This window comes from Dermacoccus sp. PAMC28757 (assembly GCF_014302635.1).
GTDB lineage: Bacteria > Actinomycetota > Actinomycetes > Actinomycetales > Dermatophilaceae > Dermacoccus > Dermacoccus abyssi.
Genome location: NZ_CP060292.1, coordinates 1,878,389 through 1,894,714, shown reverse-complemented (window position 1 = coordinate 1,894,714; position 16,326 = coordinate 1,878,389). Strand labels below are relative to the sequence as shown.

Annotated in this window: 18 protein-coding genes and 2 tRNA genes; 6 read left to right on the top strand and 14 right to left on the bottom strand. The window is 68.5% G+C overall.

The features are described 5' to 3' along the window. Positions 1-106: 106 nt before the first annotated feature. Positions 107-703, top strand: a complete 597-nt coding sequence (locus tag H7F30_RS09090; protein WP_187034684.1) for a rhomboid family intramembrane serine protease — start codon at positions 107-109, stop codon at positions 701-703. A gap of 19 nt (positions 704-722) precedes the next feature. Here the strand turns inward: H7F30_RS09090 and H7F30_RS09085 are convergent, their stop codons facing one another. Then, positions 723-1,970, bottom strand: a complete 1,248-nt coding sequence (locus tag H7F30_RS09085; protein ID WP_240730188.1) for an MFS transporter — start codon at positions 1,968-1,970, stop codon at positions 723-725. Between the two features lie 102 nt (positions 1,971-2,072). On the opposite strand from H7F30_RS09085, the gene H7F30_RS09080 reads away from it, so the two are divergent. Then, positions 2,073-2,693, top strand: a complete 621-nt coding sequence (locus H7F30_RS09080) for a type II toxin-antitoxin system PemK/MazF family toxin (protein ID WP_240730187.1) — start codon at positions 2,073-2,075, stop codon at positions 2,691-2,693. 67 nt (positions 2,694-2,760) lie between these two features. Here the strand turns inward: H7F30_RS09080 and H7F30_RS09075 are convergent, their stop codons facing one another. Then, complete coding sequence (locus H7F30_RS09075; RefSeq protein ID WP_047312049.1) at positions 2,761-3,243, bottom strand: GNAT family N-acetyltransferase; 483 nt, start codon at positions 3,241-3,243, stop codon at positions 2,761-2,763. Between the two features lie 185 nt (positions 3,244-3,428). On the opposite strand from H7F30_RS09075, the gene H7F30_RS09070 reads away from it, so the two are divergent. Continuing rightward, a complete protein-coding gene (locus H7F30_RS09070) occupies positions 3,429-4,769 on the top strand; it encodes an acyl-CoA dehydrogenase family protein (RefSeq protein ID WP_187034682.1) in 1,341 nt (446 codons plus the stop codon). Positions 4,770-4,815: 46 nt separating this feature from the next. Then, positions 4,816-6,051: an acyl-CoA dehydrogenase family protein gene (locus H7F30_RS09065; RefSeq protein ID WP_187034680.1), complete on the top strand. Its 1,236-nt coding sequence runs from the start codon at positions 4,816-4,818 to the stop codon at positions 6,049-6,051. 135 nt (positions 6,052-6,186) lie between these two features. Here H7F30_RS09065 and H7F30_RS09060 read toward each other — a convergent pair. The 7 genes from H7F30_RS09060 to H7F30_RS09030 form a co-directional block, all read right to left on the bottom strand. Next, positions 6,187-6,262: transfer RNA gene (locus H7F30_RS09060), tRNA-Ala, on the bottom strand. 362 nt (positions 6,263-6,624) lie between these two features. Continuing rightward, positions 6,625-6,697 (bottom strand) — tRNA-Ala (locus H7F30_RS09055). A gap of 73 nt (positions 6,698-6,770) precedes the next feature. Next, the gene (locus H7F30_RS09050; protein ID WP_129665308.1) at positions 6,771-7,316 is read right to left on the bottom strand and encodes a DUF4442 domain-containing protein; all 546 of its coding nucleotides are present in this window, start codon (positions 7,314-7,316) and stop codon (positions 6,771-6,773) included. A gap of 108 nt (positions 7,317-7,424) precedes the next feature. Next, positions 7,425-8,090 (bottom strand): histidine phosphatase family protein, encoded by a 666-nt coding sequence (locus tag H7F30_RS09045; protein WP_129665306.1) that lies wholly within the window; start codon positions 8,088-8,090, stop codon positions 7,425-7,427. Beyond that, positions 8,090-8,461 carry a ribosome silencing factor gene (rsfS, locus tag H7F30_RS09040; protein WP_129665304.1) on the bottom strand — a complete coding sequence of 124 codons (372 nt, stop codon included), beginning with the start codon at positions 8,459-8,461 and terminating at the stop codon, positions 8,090-8,092. Before rsfS ends, H7F30_RS09045 begins: the two co-directional genes overlap by 1 nt. Continuing rightward, positions 8,462-9,070, bottom strand: coding sequence for a nicotinate-nucleotide adenylyltransferase (gene nadD / locus H7F30_RS09035; protein ID WP_255352627.1), 609 nt, complete (start codon positions 9,068-9,070; stop codon positions 8,462-8,464). After that, positions 9,067-9,300 (bottom strand): hypothetical protein, encoded by a 234-nt coding sequence (locus H7F30_RS09030; RefSeq protein ID WP_047312042.1) that lies wholly within the window; start codon positions 9,298-9,300, stop codon positions 9,067-9,069. Before H7F30_RS09030 ends, nadD begins: the two co-directional genes overlap by 4 nt. Before the next feature lie 101 nt (positions 9,301-9,401). Here H7F30_RS09030 and H7F30_RS09025 point away from each other — a divergent pair, with 101 nt between their 5' ends. Beyond that, on the top strand, positions 9,402-10,400 hold the full coding sequence (locus tag H7F30_RS09025) for a glycosyltransferase family 2 protein (RefSeq protein ID WP_129665302.1): 999 nt from the start codon (positions 9,402-9,404) through the stop codon (positions 10,398-10,400). Positions 10,401-10,444: 44 nt separating this feature from the next. Here H7F30_RS09025 and H7F30_RS09020 read toward each other — a convergent pair whose 3' ends face one another. The 5 genes from H7F30_RS09020 to rplU form a co-directional block, all read right to left on the bottom strand. After that, complete coding sequence (locus tag H7F30_RS09020) at positions 10,445-11,716, bottom strand: glutamate-5-semialdehyde dehydrogenase (protein WP_255464722.1); 1,272 nt, start codon at positions 11,714-11,716, stop codon at positions 10,445-10,447. A 350-nt stretch (positions 11,717-12,066) separates the two neighbouring features. Continuing rightward, positions 12,067-13,203, bottom strand: a complete 1,137-nt coding sequence (gene proB, locus H7F30_RS09015) for a glutamate 5-kinase (protein ID WP_047312039.1) — start codon at positions 13,201-13,203, stop codon at positions 12,067-12,069. A gap of 41 nt (positions 13,204-13,244) precedes the next feature. Beyond that, positions 13,245-14,765: a GTPase ObgE gene (gene obgE, locus H7F30_RS09010; protein ID WP_118912672.1), complete on the bottom strand. Its 1,521-nt coding sequence runs from the start codon at positions 14,763-14,765 to the stop codon at positions 13,245-13,247. A gap of 148 nt (positions 14,766-14,913) precedes the next feature. Beyond that, positions 14,914-15,180, bottom strand: a complete 267-nt coding sequence (rpmA, locus tag H7F30_RS09005) for a 50S ribosomal protein L27 (RefSeq protein ID WP_047312037.1) — start codon at positions 15,178-15,180, stop codon at positions 14,914-14,916. Positions 15,181-15,229: 49 nt separating this feature from the next. Continuing rightward, entirely contained in the window at positions 15,230-15,535 is a 306-nt protein-coding gene (gene rplU / locus H7F30_RS09000) for a 50S ribosomal protein L21 (protein ID WP_047312036.1), read from the bottom strand. 188 nt (positions 15,536-15,723) lie between these two features. Between rplU and H7F30_RS08995 the strand changes: the two genes are divergently transcribed. Further along, a complete protein-coding gene (locus H7F30_RS08995; RefSeq protein ID WP_129665298.1) occupies positions 15,724-16,260 on the top strand; it encodes a DinB family protein in 537 nt (178 codons plus the stop codon). Positions 16,261-16,326: the final 66 nt, after the last annotated feature.

Here is a 16,326-nt window from a genome sequence, read left to right as displayed (position 1 = left end):
GGGACGGCACAGTACGTGACCATTCATTCTTCCATGCCTGCGCGAACCGGATCACCGCCGTCGCTCCAGTGCCCGACTCGCTCCCCAGCGTTGGCAGAATGGGTGAATGGACCTTCGTGAGCGAACGCGCCAGGCCGGTGGACGGGCAGGGTCCTCCGCCGTCGACACCGCTTTCTTCGTGGCCCTGCTGTGGGTCGTCGAGATCGTCGACGTGATCACGCGTCACGCCGTCGACCGCTTCGCGTCGTTGCGCGCCTGGGAGTTCACCGACCTCCCGTCGATCTTCACGTTCTCCTTCGCGCACTACGGGTGGGCGCACCTCATCGGCAACACGGCGCTGCTGCTGCCCTTCGGCTTCCTCCTCGGCCTCAGCGGACGACGGGTGGCCGTGCAGGTGACGCTCGTCGTCATGGTCTGCTCGGGTCTCGCGGCGTGGGCCCTCACTCCCCCGCACTCTGCGACGGCCGGAGCGTCCGGCATCGTCTTCGGCTGGCTGACCTACCTCATCGTGCGCGGCGCGTGGAGCAAGCGCTGGACCGAGGCTGCACTCGGCCTCGCGCTCCTCGCCGTGTTCGGCTACGTCCTGTGGGGTGTTCTCCCCGGGGCACAGGGCGTGTCGTGGCAGGGGCACCTCGGCGGCGCGGCCGGCGGGCTGCTGTCTGCCTGGCTCATCAACGACAAGCGCTCGCGTCGTCGATTCTGAGCAAACCCCGAAGGGTAGGTCAGGCAGCTGCCGCGTGCTGCGAGGCCGCCTCACGGCGTGAGGTGAACGCTGACGCCGCAGCCACGACGGCGCCGAACACGGCGAGAATCGCACCGACACGCGAGCACCACTCGTAGCCGAGCCCCGCGTCGAGGACGACGCCGCCGAGCCACGCCCCGAGGGCGTTGGCGAAGTTGAGCGTCGCGTGGTTGAGCGCGGCGGCGAGCGACTGACCCTCGTGGGCAACGTCCATGAGGCGGATCTGGATCATTGGCACCATGACCGTCGGCAGGAAGCCGAGGAGCCAGACGAACAGCACGGCCGTCGGCTTGTAGTGCGCGGCGTACCCGAACAGGGCGAGCATGACGGCGATCGCGATGAGGCAACCGAAGATGCCGCGCATGAGCCCGTGCATCGCGACGCGTCCGGAGACGAGCGCACCACACGTCATGCCGACGCCGTACACGACGAGGATGAGCGGCACGGTGGCCTCGGAGAAGCCGGTCAACTCGGTCATCGTCGGGGCGATGTAGCTGAACGTCGAGAACATGCCGCCGAACCCGACGATGCCGATGGCGAGCGCGAACCACACCTGCGGTCGGGTGAGCGCCTTGAGTTCCTTCTTCGCCGTGACGAGTCCCGTCGTCCCCTGGTGAGGCACCCACGCCAACACGGCGAGCGCCGAGAGCAGACCGATGACGGCCACGAGCGCGTAGGGCCACTGCCATCCCATGCGCTGCCCCATCCACGTCGCGATCGGCACGCCGATGACGTTGGCGACGTTGAGGCCGCCGAGCGTCATCGAGACGGCCCAGGTGCGCCGGTGTTGGGCAACGAGCGACGCAGCGACAACCGCACCGAGGCCGAAGAAGGCACCGTGCGGCATGCCGGAGACGACACGGGCAGCGAGGAGCACGTGGTAGTTCGTAGCCAGAGCAGCCCCGACGTTGCCGACGAAGAACGCGAGCATGAGGCCGATGAGCACCGTCTTGCGCGGCACCTTGGCGAACACCATCGTGACGAGCGGCGCGCCGATGACGACACCGAGCGCGTACGCGGAGACGGCGTTGCCCGCCTGCGGGATCGAGATACCGAGACCGCGGGAGATGTCGGGCAGCAGCCCCATCGTGACGAACTCCGTCGTGCCGATGGCGAAGCCGCCGAGCGCGAGCGCCGCGATCGCGAGACCGGCCCGCGGATGTGCGCCGTTGCCCTCGTCGACGACGGAGGGGTCGGCGATGTCGCGGAGCGCGGTCGGTTCGGTCACCTATCGATTGTTCCAGCCGCCGAGGAGTGCCTCGTACCGTCCGCGGGGCTGCCGACGCGTGTGTTTCGTCACGAGGGCGGGCCCGCTCGTTAGGCTCGTGGCGTGAACCTCAAGCAGATGGCCGGTCGTGTCGCTACCTCCCTCGCGCGCGAGGGCATGAGGGCTCTTCTCGACGGGAGATCGCGCTCGGATCGCTCCGGTGCTGCGAAGCGATCGAAGGCGCCGAAGACCCCGGGCACCGTCGCGACGCCACAGCACTCACGGGGCGGCGGGCGGCGCTCGCCTGTATCGAACGCCCCCGCCGACACGGGCTATCGAGGCGACTGGCATGGCGCCCTCCCCGCCACGAGCTGGCAGGCGAAGGACGACGGCCGTCCCGACCCCGGCGAGATCGTCTGGGCGTGGGTGCCGTACGAGGAGGACCACACCCAGGGCAAGGACAGGCCGGTGCTCGTCGTCGCCCGTCACCCGCAGGAGGACGGCGTGACGCTCGCGCTCCCCCTGACGAGCAAGGACCACGACCGCGACGCCGCGCAGGAAGCACGAGCCGGTCGGCACTGGATGGACATCGGATCGGGCGCGTGGGATCGCGCCGGGCGTCCGAGCGAGGTTCGCCTCGACCGCATCCTCCAACTCGACGAGGCGTCGGTGCGCCGCGAGGGCACGGCACTGGATCGCGGGATCTTCGAGTCGGTCATCGCCGCCGTTCCAGGACGGCGCTGACCGAGAACGACGACAGGTCTGACCGACGCCGCTGACGCTGTCATGCCGCGCCGGGTCGCGAGACGAGTCAGTCCAGGCCCATCGACATGTGTTGGAACGGCCCGACCGGGCTGAACCCGGCCTTGCGGTAGAGCGAGTGGCCACTCTCGGTGGAGAACAAGCTCACCCACCCGGCGTCTTGTTCGCGACACCAGGCGAGCGCGGCGTCGAGCAAGGTCTTGCCGTAGCCGCGACCGCGGAAGACCAGATCGGTGCTCATGTCACCGAGGTACGCCGAACGCCCCGATCCGTCCGGTCCGGGAAGGTGCTGCTCCACGGACGTCGAGACGATCGATGCGAGCGGTGTGCCGGGGCCCGCACCCTCCTCGGCGTCGATGACGAAGCACGCGTAGTTCGGCGAGTCGAGCAAGGTCGCCGCGGCTGCCGCGCATCGCTCGCGCCACGCGTCGTCGAGCTCGATGTGCCATGGCCAACCGTCCTCCATGAGCAGGCCCTTAAGTCGGACGATCTCGGGGATGTCGGAGTGTTCGGCGCGACGGACGGTGACCATGCGCCCAGGCTACGCCCCGGCCTCCCCAGCGTCGTGGCGCCCCGTCCCCAACGCACAGAGCCACGCTCCGAAGAGGTTGTTACCGATACTCACAGTTTCCGATACCGCGCGTACCTACGATCAGGTAACCTCAGGGAAAGTTGGCCCGCCAGGGGGCCGCTCAACGATCCAGAGGAAAGGCCGAGATGACTTCCACGAACTCGAAGGCGTCGATCGCCGACAAGGGCCAGGCGGTCGCTCTTCGACTGTTGGCCAAGGCGGGCGGGCACGACCTGCTCAAGAACCCCGCCGTGCGCTCCAAGGTCGAGCGCGCGCTCTACAACGGCAGCAAGCAGGGCTTCAAGGTTCAGACCGCCGCGGGCCGTGCGTTCGTGAAGAAGAGCGGTTCGGGTGAGCCGGCACGTCCGGCCCCGACGAAGCCGCGTCGCGAGTTCGACCTCACGCCCACCGAGGACCAGGCGATGATCGCCGGCGTCGCTGCCGAACTGGCCGACGAGGTTCTGCGTCCCGCAGCGGCCGACGCCGACGGTGCCCGCGCCGTGCCCGACGAGATCCGCGCCCAGGCGGCCGAGATGGGCCTGACGCTCCTGTCCGTTCCCGCCGAGCTCGGCGGTGTCGCCGAGGAGCGCTCCGCCGTCATGAACGTGCTCGTGCTCGAGCAGCTCGCCCGCGGCGACATGGGTCTCGCGGTCGGCGTCATGGCGCCCGCCGCCGTTGCCGGAGCGATTGCCTCCTATGGTTCGTCGGCGCAGCAGGAGACGTATCTGCCCGCGTTCACCGACGAGAAGAAGCCCGCCGTCGCGTCGCTGGCGATCACCGAGGCCGGCCCGCTGGCCGACCCGCGCAAGCCCGCTACGAAGGGTGAGCGCCGCGGCGACAAACTCGTTCTCACCGGCGAGAAGGCCCTCGTGCCGTGCGCCGACTCGGCGGATTTGTTCGTCGTCACGGCGGAGGTCGACGGCGACCTGCGCCTCGTCATCGTCGAGGCCGGCACCGAGGGTCTCAAGGTGAGCGACGACCCGGCCATGGGCATTCGCGCGTCGCACACCGGCCGCCTGCACCTGGAGAACGTCGAGGTTTCGGCGGACAACCTGCTCGGCACGAGCGAGGACGCGCTCGACGCGATCCGCCGCTCCCGCCTGGCGTGGGCCGCTCTCGCGTGTGGCACCGGCCGCGCCGTGCTCGACCAGGTCTCCCAGTACGTGACGGAGCGCAAGGCGTTCGGCGAGCCGATCGGCCACCGTCAGGCTGTCGCGTTCACCGTGGCGAACATCGCGATCGAGCTCGACGGCATGCGCCTGGCAACGCTGCGTGCGGCGGCTCGTCTCGACTCGGGCCGCAAGCCCGAAGCAGCCGCTGAGGCCATCGCGCACGCTCGCGCGCTCGTCACGAAGTACGGCGCGCAGATCGGTAGCGACGCGGTGCAGCTGCTCGGCGGCCACGGCTTCGTCAAGGAGTTCGACAACGAGCGGTGGTACCGCGACCTGCGCGGCGCAGGCGTCCTCGAGGGCGGCGTGGGCGTCTGACGCCTCGCTCCCCCACTCCCCGAAGATTTCGCGCAAAGGAAACGTCATGATCGATCTCGAAATCCCGAAGAAGTTCGTTCCCCTCGTCAAGCAGGCCGGTTCGATGGCCGACGAGGTCTTCCGCCCCGTCAGCCGCAAGTACGACCTCGCCGAGCACGAGTACCCGCGTGAGCTCGACCTCGTGTCGGCCCTCATCGACGGCATGTCCGACTCGGGCGCCGGAAACGGCGCCGGTGCCTCCGGCTCGACGCGCGCCGCCGAGGACGAGGAGAAGCCGAGCAAGTCCGCCAAGAAGGGCGGCAACAAGAACGGCGCCAACATGAGCTCGGCGCTGTCCATCATGGAGACGTGCCGCGGCGACGTGGGCCTGACGCTGTCGATCCCCCGCCAGGGCCTCGGTAACGCCGCCATCGCCGCCGTCGCGAACGACGAGCAGAAGGAGCGCTACGGCAACCGTTGGGCCGCCATGGCGATCACCGAGCCGGACACCGGTTCGGACTCCGGCAACATCCGGACGACGGCCACGAAGGACGGCGACGAGTACGTCCTCAACGGCGAGAAGATCTTCGTCACCTCCGGTGAGCGCGCCGAGCTCGTCGTCGTGTGGGCGACGCTCGACAAGTCGCTCGGCAAGAAGGCCATCAAGTCGTTCGTCGTGGAGCGCTCGAACCCGGGCCTCAAGCTCGTGCGTCTCGAGCACAAGCTCGGCATCCGCGCCTCCGACACCGCCGCGTTCGTGCTCGACGACTGCCGCGTGCCGGCCTCCGACCTGCTCGGTGACCCGGAGATCCGCACCGAGGGCGGCTTCGGTGGTGCGATGCAGACGTTCGACAACACGCGTCCGCTCGTCGCGTCGATGGCCGTGGGCCTGACGCGTGCCTGCCTCGACTTCACGCGCGCCGCGCTCGAGAAGGACGGCCACGGTCAGGACTGGGACGCCCCGATCGCCGCGCAGTCGTACGCGAGCGCCCGACTCGTGCAGATGGAGGCCGACTACGAGGCCGCGCTCCTGCTCACGCTGCGCGCCGCGTGGATGGCCGACAACGGCAAGCCCAACTCGATGGAAGCGTCGATGGCGAAGGCCAAGGCCGGCCGCACCTGCGTCGACGTCGCACTGTCGTGCATCGAGCTCGTCGGTGTCGACGGCTACGCCGAAACCGAGCTGCTCGAGAAGTGGGCGCGCGACTCGAAGATCCTCGACATCTTCGAAGGCACGCAGCAGATCCAGCTGCTCGTCGTCGCCCGGCGCCTACTCGGCCTGACGAGCGGCCAGCTCAAGTGACGCACTGACGAGTGCCAGAAGGGGCGGGTGTCTTCGGACGCCCGCCCCTTCTGCGTGTGCACCGCCAACCGGGTTCGATCCTTGGGGCAAAGCAGAAGGGCCAGGACGAAAAGCGTGTCCTGGCCGTTCTGCCATTGGTGGAGCTATGGGGATTCGAACCCCAGACCTCTTCCATGCCATGGAAGCGCGCTACCAACTGCGCCATAGCCCCTCGCTCACCGGGGTGAGCAACACGGTTACTTTACCCTCCGGTCGCCTCCGCGCCAACTTGGGCCGGGCTCGGCTCCGCCCTACGGAGCAGGGCCACGCCTGCACCTCCGGCGGCCGGCTCCGGGCGGGATGACGCAACGAGGTGCGGATTCTTCCCCTCTTGTGTCCAAGGGTGCATCTTGCGCGCAAGAAGGGAAGATCTCGTCCCTTGTTGCCTTGTGGTTCGGTGGCTGGGGTCGCTGACGCGAGCTATGGGGACTCCGTCGGGCTCGCTAGCGCTCGCCCTCCTCCTCGAATCACCACGTCTGTGGGTACGCCGAAGGGGCCGGACGAAAAGCGTGTCCGGCCCCTTCGGCGTACCTGTGGAGCTATGGGGATTCGAACCCCAGACCTCTTCCATGCCATGGAAGCGCGCTACCAACTGCGCCATAGCCCCGCGCGAATCACTCAGCAACGCTGCGCGACTCGCATACTTTAGCGAGCCTTCACGGCCACCCGCAAATCGGGGGTCAGCCGACGTTCGACGCCTCTGAAACCGGCGCGCCGGTCGACTGCGCCTGCCCCTGGCCCGCGGCTCGATCCGAGCGCTTACGGATGTAGACCACGCGCTTCGCGTGAGCCACCACGGTGCCGTCCGCCATGTAAAGATCGCATTCGAACGTGTGCAGCACCTTGCCCTCGGCGTCAGCCTTCGCCTTCAACTCGGCGACGAGTTCCTTGGGCGCTTCGAACTCCGCGTAGACGGTGCCTGTGCCCGGCTTCTTGAACTCGATCTCGCACGCCTTGTCCCACACGAGATAGTCCGTGCCGATCTGGTGCATGACGAGCAGCGGGTAAAAGGCGTCAGTCATCGCGTTGAGCGAGCCGCCGAACGCGGTGCCGTTCTGGTTACGGTTGAAGCGGTTGAGACGAAGCTCGACGCGTGCACGCGTCCAGTCCTCGTTGAACTCGCGCACCCGGATGCCGGCGCCGAGCAACGGCGGGTAGAAGTTCATCAGTCGCGCCATGCGCTGCGGTGACATCCGCTTGCGCTCACGTCCTGCGTGCTTGCTCATCTCGCTCGTCCGCTCCTCGTGTACGGGTGAGTAACTTTGGTTCCCATATCTACGTCACAGGGCGCAGCGAGACCCAGTGACTGACTCAGCGCTGGACATCGTCACCGATCAGGGCGCCGCAGCCCCGGCGCCCGCGTTCCACTGCTCCACCCGCCACGAGCCGGAGTCGTCGCCCACGAGCACGATCCACCGGCAGTTGCCGATGGCCGTGAAAGTGTGCGCCACCTGCCCGTGAGTAAGACCCACGGCGTCAGCAGCCAGGGCGCGCATCGCGGCACCGTGCAGAACGAGCAGGGCACTCTCCCCCGCCGCGAGCGGCGCCGTGGCCTCGTCGAACGCGGGACGGACGCGTGCAGCTACGTCCGCCATCGACTCACCGTGCACGCCGCGCGGGATGTCCTCCCCCCGCGCGAGGGCTGCGCTCTCCTCGGGGTAGGCGTCGTGAACCTCGCTGTGCAGCATCGTCGACCACTGGCCCGTGTCGATCTCGACGAGGCGCTCGTCGCTTCGACGCCGCAGCGGACGTCCGCGAAGATCGAAAGCCCCCTTGAGCACGGCCGCCGTCTGCGCAGCGCGGCGTAGCGGTGAGTACGTCAGGGACACGATGGAGGCGTCCCGCACGAGCACCTCGGCCGCCCGCTCCGCCTGGGCGAGTCCCGTGGCATCGAGGGCGATGTCCGTTCGCCCCTGCCAGCGCTTCTCCAGATTCCACGCCGTTTGACCGTGGCGCAGCAAAATGGCCCGCCGAAGCGGGCCATCGAGCGGTGCGATCATCAGGAAGCGGCTTCTTCGAGATCCAACTCGATGACGGGGCAGTCCTGCCAGAGGCGCTCGAGGTCGTAGAACTCCCGGTCCTCCTCGTGGAAGGCCTGCAGCACGATGTCACCGAAGTCGATGAGCACCCAACGGCCCGACGCGCGGCCCTCGCGGCGCACCGGCTTGGAGCCGAGCGGCAACAAGGCCTCCTCGACGGCGTCGACGATGGCGTTGACCTGACGCTCGCTCTCCGCCGAGGCGATGATGAACGTGTCGGTGATCGCGAGCTGGTCGCTCACGTCGAGGGCGACGATGGACGTCGCAAGCTTGTCCGCAGCGGCCTGGGCGGCCGCCTGCGTCAGTTCGATGGAACGGTCTGTAGCCGTCACCTAGTCCTCCTGGAGGTGGCCCGCTTCGGGGCCGTAAAGCTGATACTTGTGGATGTACTGCACGACGCCGTCCGGCACGAGATACCAGACCGGCTTTTCGCCGCGAACGCGGTCACGGCAGTCGGTGGAACTGATCGCCATGGCCGGAATCTCCTGCAGGGTGACGCGATCACGCGGGAGCCCGTGGTCACTCAACTCGTGCCCGGGCCGGGTGACGCCGATGAAGTGGGCGAGATCCCACAGCTCCTCGACCCCCTTCCACGACAGGATCTGTGCCAGGGCGTCGGCGCCCGTGATGAAGAACAGTTCCGCGTCGGGACGCTGCGCGTGCAGATCCTTCAACGTGTCGCGCGTATACGTCGGGCCGGCACGATCGATGTCGACACGGCTGACGCTGAAGCGCGGGTTCGAGGCTGTCGCGATGACCGTCATGAGGTAGCGGTGCTCCGCAGCCGCGACGTCACGACCGGCCTTCTGCCACGGCTGCCCCGTGGGCACGAAAATGACCTCGTCGAGGTCGAGGAGGCTTTGAACCTCACTCGCCGCGACGAGGTGACCGTGGTGAATGGGGTCGAACGTACCGCCCATGACCCCGATTCGTGGTGTCAGTGCGAAGCCCCGTGCTTCTTGTGGTTGTCGGGAGCCGGGCCACCGTGGTGAGCCTGACCGCGCGGCGCACCGAAGCGGGCAGCCGTGTTACGGAAGGCCCACAGCAGCGCGAACAGCAGCAAGAAGATGGTGAACGCCATGAGACCGAAGCCCCACGGCGGCATGAAGATGTGGTTCTCCTCGAGCTCCGGAACCTCAACGGCTGCGGCGAGCGAAACAAGCGACGTCATGAAAGCAAGGATACTGCCTCGACACAGCATCGGCACAGCAGGCCCTCCTAACGTCGCTGACGCCAGGCCGTTGCGCACCGCACGTCACGAGAGCTGCCGTCATGAATCCCCACCTTTCCGTCGTCGTCCCCATGTTCGACGAGGAGTCCGTCCTCCCTCTCTTCGTCGAGCGACTCCGCCCCGTGCTTGACGATCTGCGCGCGTCCTACGAGGTCGTGTGCGTCGACGACGGCTCCCGTGACGCGACGCCCGCTCTGCTCGAGCGCTACCGCCGCGCGTGGCCGCAGCTACGCGTCGTCCGGCTGCGCGCCAACTCGGGTCACCAGGCCGCGATCAGCGCCGGCCTCGCCCGCGCACGTGGCGACTGGGCGGTGACGATCGACGCCGACCTGCAGGATCCGCCCGAGGTGATCAGCGAGATGCTGCGCGTCGGCACGGAGCGCGGCGTCGACGTCGTCTACGGCGTGCGCACGGATCGCTCGAGCGACACGTTCTTCAAGCGGGTCACCGCCGAGGGGTTCTACGCCGTCATGGCCCGGCTCGGCGCACGCGGCGCGATGAACGCTGGCGACTTCAGGATGATGTCGCGCGCGACCGTCGACGCCGTTCTGGCCCTGCCGGAGACGAACCGCGTGCTACGCCTCGCCGTGCCGACGCTCGGTTTCCCCTCCGCCGAGGTCGGCTACCGCCGCGAGGAACGCGCCGCCGGCCGCTCCAAGTATCCGCTGAGCAAGATGTTGCGGCTGTCGCTCGACGCCGTCACCGGCGCATCGAGCGCACCGCTTCGCCTCGCGACGTGGTGCGGGCTGCTCGGATTGCTCGTCGCCTTCGGCGTCGGCGCGTTCGCATTGTGGGCCAAGGTCATGGGCCACTCCGTGACGGGCTGGGCCTCCACGATCGTCGTCATCAGCGGCTTCGGGGCCGCACAGTTGCTCGGCCTCGGGCTCCTGGGCGAGTACGTGGGCCGCATGTTCGCCGCGGTGCAGGCACGCCCGACGCACTACGTCGCCTACGACTCGCTCGAGGAGTCCGCGCTCGGCCGCCAGCCGTCGATCGAGCACCTCGCCTCGGAACCCGCCGTAATCGCGCACGCGTCGTGAAGGAGGGCGGGTCGGGCAGTCCGTCACGGCATCGGCGAGGCCGCTCAGCGGATCTGACCGTCTCCGTCGACGACCCACTTGGTCGTCGTGAGCTCGGCGAGCGCCATCGGTCCGCGGGCGTGCAGCTTCTGCGTCGAGATGCCGATCTCGGCGCCGAAGCCGAACTCGCCGCCGTCGGTGAAGCGCGTCGAGGCGTTGACCATGACGACGGCCGAGTCGACCTGGGCGATGAACGTGCGTGCGGCGGCACGGTTCTCGGTGACGATGCAGTCGGTGTGGTGCGTCGAGTAGCCGTCGATGTGCTCGATGGCCTCGTCGAGTGAGTCGACGACGCCGACGGACATTTCGAGGTCGTGGAACTCGGTGTTCCAGGCTTCGTCCGTGACCGGCTTCGTCTCGACGTCGCCGGCGAGGGCCGTGGCGCGCTCGTCGGCGTGAAGGGTCACGTCCTTGTCGGCGAGCGTGCGCAGCACGCGCGGGAGGAACTCGTCAGCGACGTCGCGGTGCACGAGCAACGATTCGGCGGCGTTGCAGACGCTCGGACGGTGCGTCTTGGAGTTCACGGCAATCTCGAGCGCCATGTCGAGGTCGGCGTCGGCGTCCACGTAGACGTGGACGTTGCCGGTGCCGGTCTCGATGACGGGCACGGTGGAGCCGGTGACGACGGTCTCGATGAGCTTCGCTCCCCCGCGCGGAATGACGAGGTCGACGAGGCCGCGCGCGGTGATGAGTGCCTGGACGTCCTCGTGGCCGCCGTCGAGCAGCTGCACGGCGTCGGCGGGCAGGCCTTGGCGTTCGAGGCTCTCGCGGAGCGCGGCGACAATGGCGGCGTTGGTGTCTGCGGCTGCGGAGCCACCGCGCAGGATCATGGCGTTGCCGCTCTTGAGGCCGAGGCCGGCCGCGTCCACCGTGACGTTGGGGCGGGCTTCGTAGACCATGCCGACGACACCCATGGGTACGCGAACCTGCTTGATCTGCAGGCCGTTGGCAAGGGTGTTGCCGCGCACGACCTCACCCACGGGGTCGGGCAGTGCGGCGAGATCGCGGAGGGCCTGCGCGACGGCGCTGACGCGTTCGGGCGTCATGCGGAGGCGGTCGGCGAGGCTGTCGGAGATGCCGGCGTCGCGGCCGCGTTCGAGGTCGCGTTCGTTTCCGGCGACGATGCTCGCTTCGGCGGCTTCGATGGCGTCGGCGAGGACGCCGAGGGCGGCGTCTTTCTCGGCGCGTGACAGCAGGGCGAGTCGCTTCGAGGCGACGCGCGCGGCCTTTCCGGCTGCGGCGACCCGTGCGGTGGACTGCTCAAGGTTGCTGTTCATGTTTTTCATCCTATGGAGGGGCCAACAGCGACCCAAACGCGAATGCGGCCCGGGTCACATACCAAGCCGGAGAGGCGGGCCCGGGACGCACCACCCGCCGGGCCCCTCCACTCAAGGCGTGACGGAGCCTGGCCGAGGGGGCCTGCGGCAGCCCCTGCCCGCCAAAGCCCAGCACCGACAAAGCCGAAACACTCTTCGTAGAGCCAACCCTGCTGGAAGCGGACTCCACGAGGAGACCAGGGCGCGTGAGAATCCCGAGCTTGCGAGGGGTTCTCACGCGCCCTGACCGACGAGTGGCCCGAAGCCATGTCGCACCGAGACGGGCCCCTGGGCCCGGCCGGAAGACAGGGCTACGGGAGCACGACCAAATGGTCGCGGTGCACGAGGCTCCGCTCGAAGGCGGGGCCGATGTTGTCGGAGAGTTCGCGGGTGGAGCGGCCTTTGGCGCGTTCGACGTCGGCGACGTCGTAGTTGACGAGGCCGCGGGCGAAGACGGTGCCGTTCTCGTCGGCGAGGTCGACGGCGTCGCCTGCGAGGAAGCGGCCTTCGGTGGCGACGACTCCGGCGTGCAGGAGGGAGCGTCCTCGGTCGCGCACAGCCTTTACGGCGCCTTCATCGAGGACGAGGCGGCCGGCGGGCGTGGTGGCGTGAGCGAGCCAGAGGCGGCGGGCTCCGCGGCGGCGTCCGGTGGGCGCGAAGGCGGTGCCGATGTCGTCGCCGGCGAAGGCTTCGCGGGCCTGCGGCATGGAGGTGAGCATCGTGGGCACACCTGCGGCGGTGGCGATGCGGGCTGCGTCGATCTTGGTGCGCATGCCGCCGGTGCCGACGCCGGATCCGGTGCCGCCGATCTCGACGTCCTTCATCTCTTCGACGTTGGGGACGAACGGGATGCGCTTGGTGCCTTCGCGGCTGGGCGGGCCGTCGTAGAGGGAGTCGACGTCGGAGAGCAGGATGAGCGCGTCGGCGTCGATGAGGTGGCTGACGAGCGCGGCGAGGCGGTCGTTGTCGCCGAAGCGGATCTCCTGGGTGGCGACGGTGTCGTTCTCGTTGATGATCGGCACGGCGCCGTGGTCGAGGAGCGTCTCGAGGGTGGATCGGCCGTTGAGGTAGGTGGTGCGGCGGGTGACGTCGTCACTCGTGAGGAGTACCTGCCCGGCGGTGAGGCCGAGGCCCTGGAACAGCAGCGAGTAGGCCGACATGATCTGGCCCTGGCCGACTGCGGCGGCGGCCTGCGCCTCGGGAAGCGCGGTGGGCCGCATCTGCATCCCGAGCGGCGCCATGCCTGCGGAGATGGCGCCGGAGGAGACGAGGAGCACTTCCTTGCCCGCGTGGCGACGTTCGGCGAGGATGCCGACGAGCTCGGTGAGCGCGGAGTGGTTGATGCCCCCACTCGTGTATGTGATGGACGACGAACCGACCTTGACGACGACGCGTTTGGCATCGCGAATCTGCTCGCGAAGGCTCTCGCTCGTGTGGGCTGCAGACAACGGGGGAATTCCCTTCTCCGACTCGTCGAACGGCGAGGTGACTACTGGCGGTAGCCGTCGTGCTCGGTCCAGATACCGGCTTCCCGTTCCGCGGCGATCTCTTCGCGAGCCACACGCTGGCCGTCCTTGCGGCCGTGGAACTCGTCGCGCTTCTCGGCGCGAGTGGGGCGAGCGTTCTCCTCGAGGCGCAGGTCGGTGCCGCGTGCACCGAGCAGTTCCGCGCCCGCCTGCAGCGTGGGCTCCCAATCGAAGACGACGGCGTTGTCGCCGGGGCCGATGAGAACCGTCGAGCCGGGCACTGCGCCGGCCTTGAACAGTTCTTCTTCCACTCCGAGGCGGTTCAACCTGTCCGCAAGGTAGCCAACTGCTTCGTCGTTCGCAAAGTCGGTCTGGCGAACCCAGCGGGTGGGTCGCTCGCCGACGATGCGGAACATCGTGCCGTCCGTGCCGCCTTCCTTGACGATCTTGAACCCGGCGTCGTCCATGGCCTTGGGCCGGACGATGACGCGCGCGGGCACGGCGGATTCGACTTCCTTGCGGGCTTCGGCGACGTGACGCGCAAGCGCGAACGTGAGCTCCTTGAGTCCGAGGTGGGCGACGGCGGAGACGATGAAGACTTCGAGCCCGCGGGCCTCGAGGTCCGGCTTGACCATCTCGGCGAGTTCGAGTGCGTCGGGAACGTCGGCCTTGTTGAGCACGACGATGCGGGTGCGCTCGGACAGCGGCTTGCCGCCCAGCGAGTCGTCGGCGACGTACTCCGACAGCTCGTGCTCGATCTGGTCGAGGTCACTCATGGGGTCGCGGCCCGGCTCGAGCGTGGCGCAGTCGATGACGTGCACGAGCACCGAGCAGCGCTCGACGTGTCGCAGGAACTCGAGGCCGAGGCCCTTGCCCTGGCTGGCGCCGGGGATGAGGCCGGGCACGTCGGCGATGGTGAAGCGCTCACTGCCCGCGTTGACGACGCCCAGGTTCGGCACGAGCGTCGTGAACGGGTAGTCGGCGATCTTCGGCTTGGCCGCGCTCACGACGGAGACGAGCGAGCTCTTGCCTGCGCTGGGGAAGCCGATGAGGGCCACGTCGGCGAGCGTCTTGAGCTCGAGCACGACGTCGGCCGTCTCCCCCGGTTCGCCGAGGAGGGCGAAGCCGGGAGCCTTGCGGCGGCGGCTCGCGAGGGCCTTGTTGCCGAGTCCACCGCGACCGCCGGCGGCAGCGATGAACCGGCTGCCGAAGCCGACGAGGTCGGCGAGGATGTTGCCCTCACGGTCCTTGACGACCGTGCCTTCGGGCACCGGGAGGACGAGCTCGTCGCCGTCGGCGCCGTTGCGCTCGTCGCCCGCGCCGGGCTTGCCGTTCGTGGCGCTGCGGTGCGGGTTGCGGTGGTACTCGAGCAGCGTCGTCACCTGGGGGTCGACCTCGAACACGACGTCGCCGCCGTGGCCGCCGTTGCCGCCGTCGGGGCCACCGAGCGGCTTGAACTTCTCACGCTTGACGGAGGCCACGCCGTGGCCGCCGTTGCCCGCCGTCACATTGAGGACGACGCGGTCGACGAAGTTCGTTGCCATGGTGGTTCCTTTCGGTGCGGCCTCGAGCGGACGCAGCCAGTGGACGAACGGCGAAGAGCCCTCGTCCTCGATTCTAGGGACGTGCAGACATGCGTGAAGGGGTGAGCCCGATTGCTGGGCTCACCCCTTCAACAAGCGATCGCGAGGATCAGGCCGTGATCTCCGGCTCGACGACGATGTCGACGACCTTGCGGCCCTTGCGCTGGCCGAACTTGACCGCGCCGGGGGCGAGAGCGAACAGCGTGTCGTCGCCGCCACGGCCGACGTTCTCACCGGGGTGGAAGTGCGTGCCGCGCTGGCGGACGATGATCTCGCCGGTGCCGACGATCTGACCGCCGAAGCGCTTCACGCCGAGTCGCTGTGCGTTGGAGTCACGACCGTTTCGGGTCGAGGATGCACCCTTCTTGTGTGCCATGTCGAAGCCTCTTTCGAAAATCTGTGGAAGATCAGTTCTGAGCCGTGGCTCAGCCGATCTTGGTGACCTTGATCTGCGTCAGCGGCTGACGGTGGCCCTGGCGCTTACGGTAACCCGTCTTGTTCTTGTACTTCATGATCGTGATCTTCGGGCCCTTGGCGGCCTTGATGACCTCGGCCGTGACGGTGACCTTGGCCAGCGCGTCGGCGTCGACCGTGATGTCGGAACCGTCGACAAGCATGAGCGGCTTGAGCTCGAACGACTCGCCCGGCTTCGTCGTCACCTTGTCGATCAGAAGGGTGTCGCCGACGGAGACCTTCTCCTGGCGGCCACCTGCGCGAACAATCGCGTACACGTGGGACTCTCTTTCGTCATGGCGCACTCGCTCTGTCTGACCGGCCGGTAGCTACCCTGCGAGCAGGACACCGGGCGCGGTGGGCGCACCAAAGAACAAGAGTACCGTGCGCGGTGGCTCGCCCCAAATCCGCGAAGGCCCCCGAAATTCGCTTGCCCCCGCCGGCGCGCAGCCACCAGGCTGCACGCATGACCACACCCATCGTGCCCGAGCGCGACGACGAACGAGGCGATCCGCCGAAGGTGAGCGGCGAACGCGCCGTGCTCGACGGCTGGCTGGATCTCTACCGTGACACCGTTCTGCTCAAGATCGCCGGCCTCGACGCCGAGCAGCTCGCCCGCCGCAGCGTTCCTCCGTCCACCCTCAGTCTCATCGGTGTCGTGCGCCACCTCACGGAGGTCGAGGCGTACTGGCTGCGCGTCGTGCTCGACGACGAACAGGACGTGCCGGACTACTACTCCACCGCTGACGAGCCCGACGGCGACTTCGACCTCGCGAACGCCGCCGACGCGGCCGACAACGTCGCCGCCTACGAGCACGAACTCGACGTGACGCGAGCGCGGGCCGCCGCGTGGAGCGACCTCGACTCCCCCGTGCGCGGCCTGCGTAGGGGCGAACCGGTCAACCTGCGCTGGATCCTCGTCCACCTCGTCGAGGAGTACGCCCGCCACCTCGGGCACATGGATCTCCTGCGCGAAGCCGTGGACGGCCGCACCGGCTACTGACGCATTCGTCGAAAGCGCCCCGCCACCTGCGATACGGCAGGAGGCGGGGCGCTCTCGTGGTGTTCG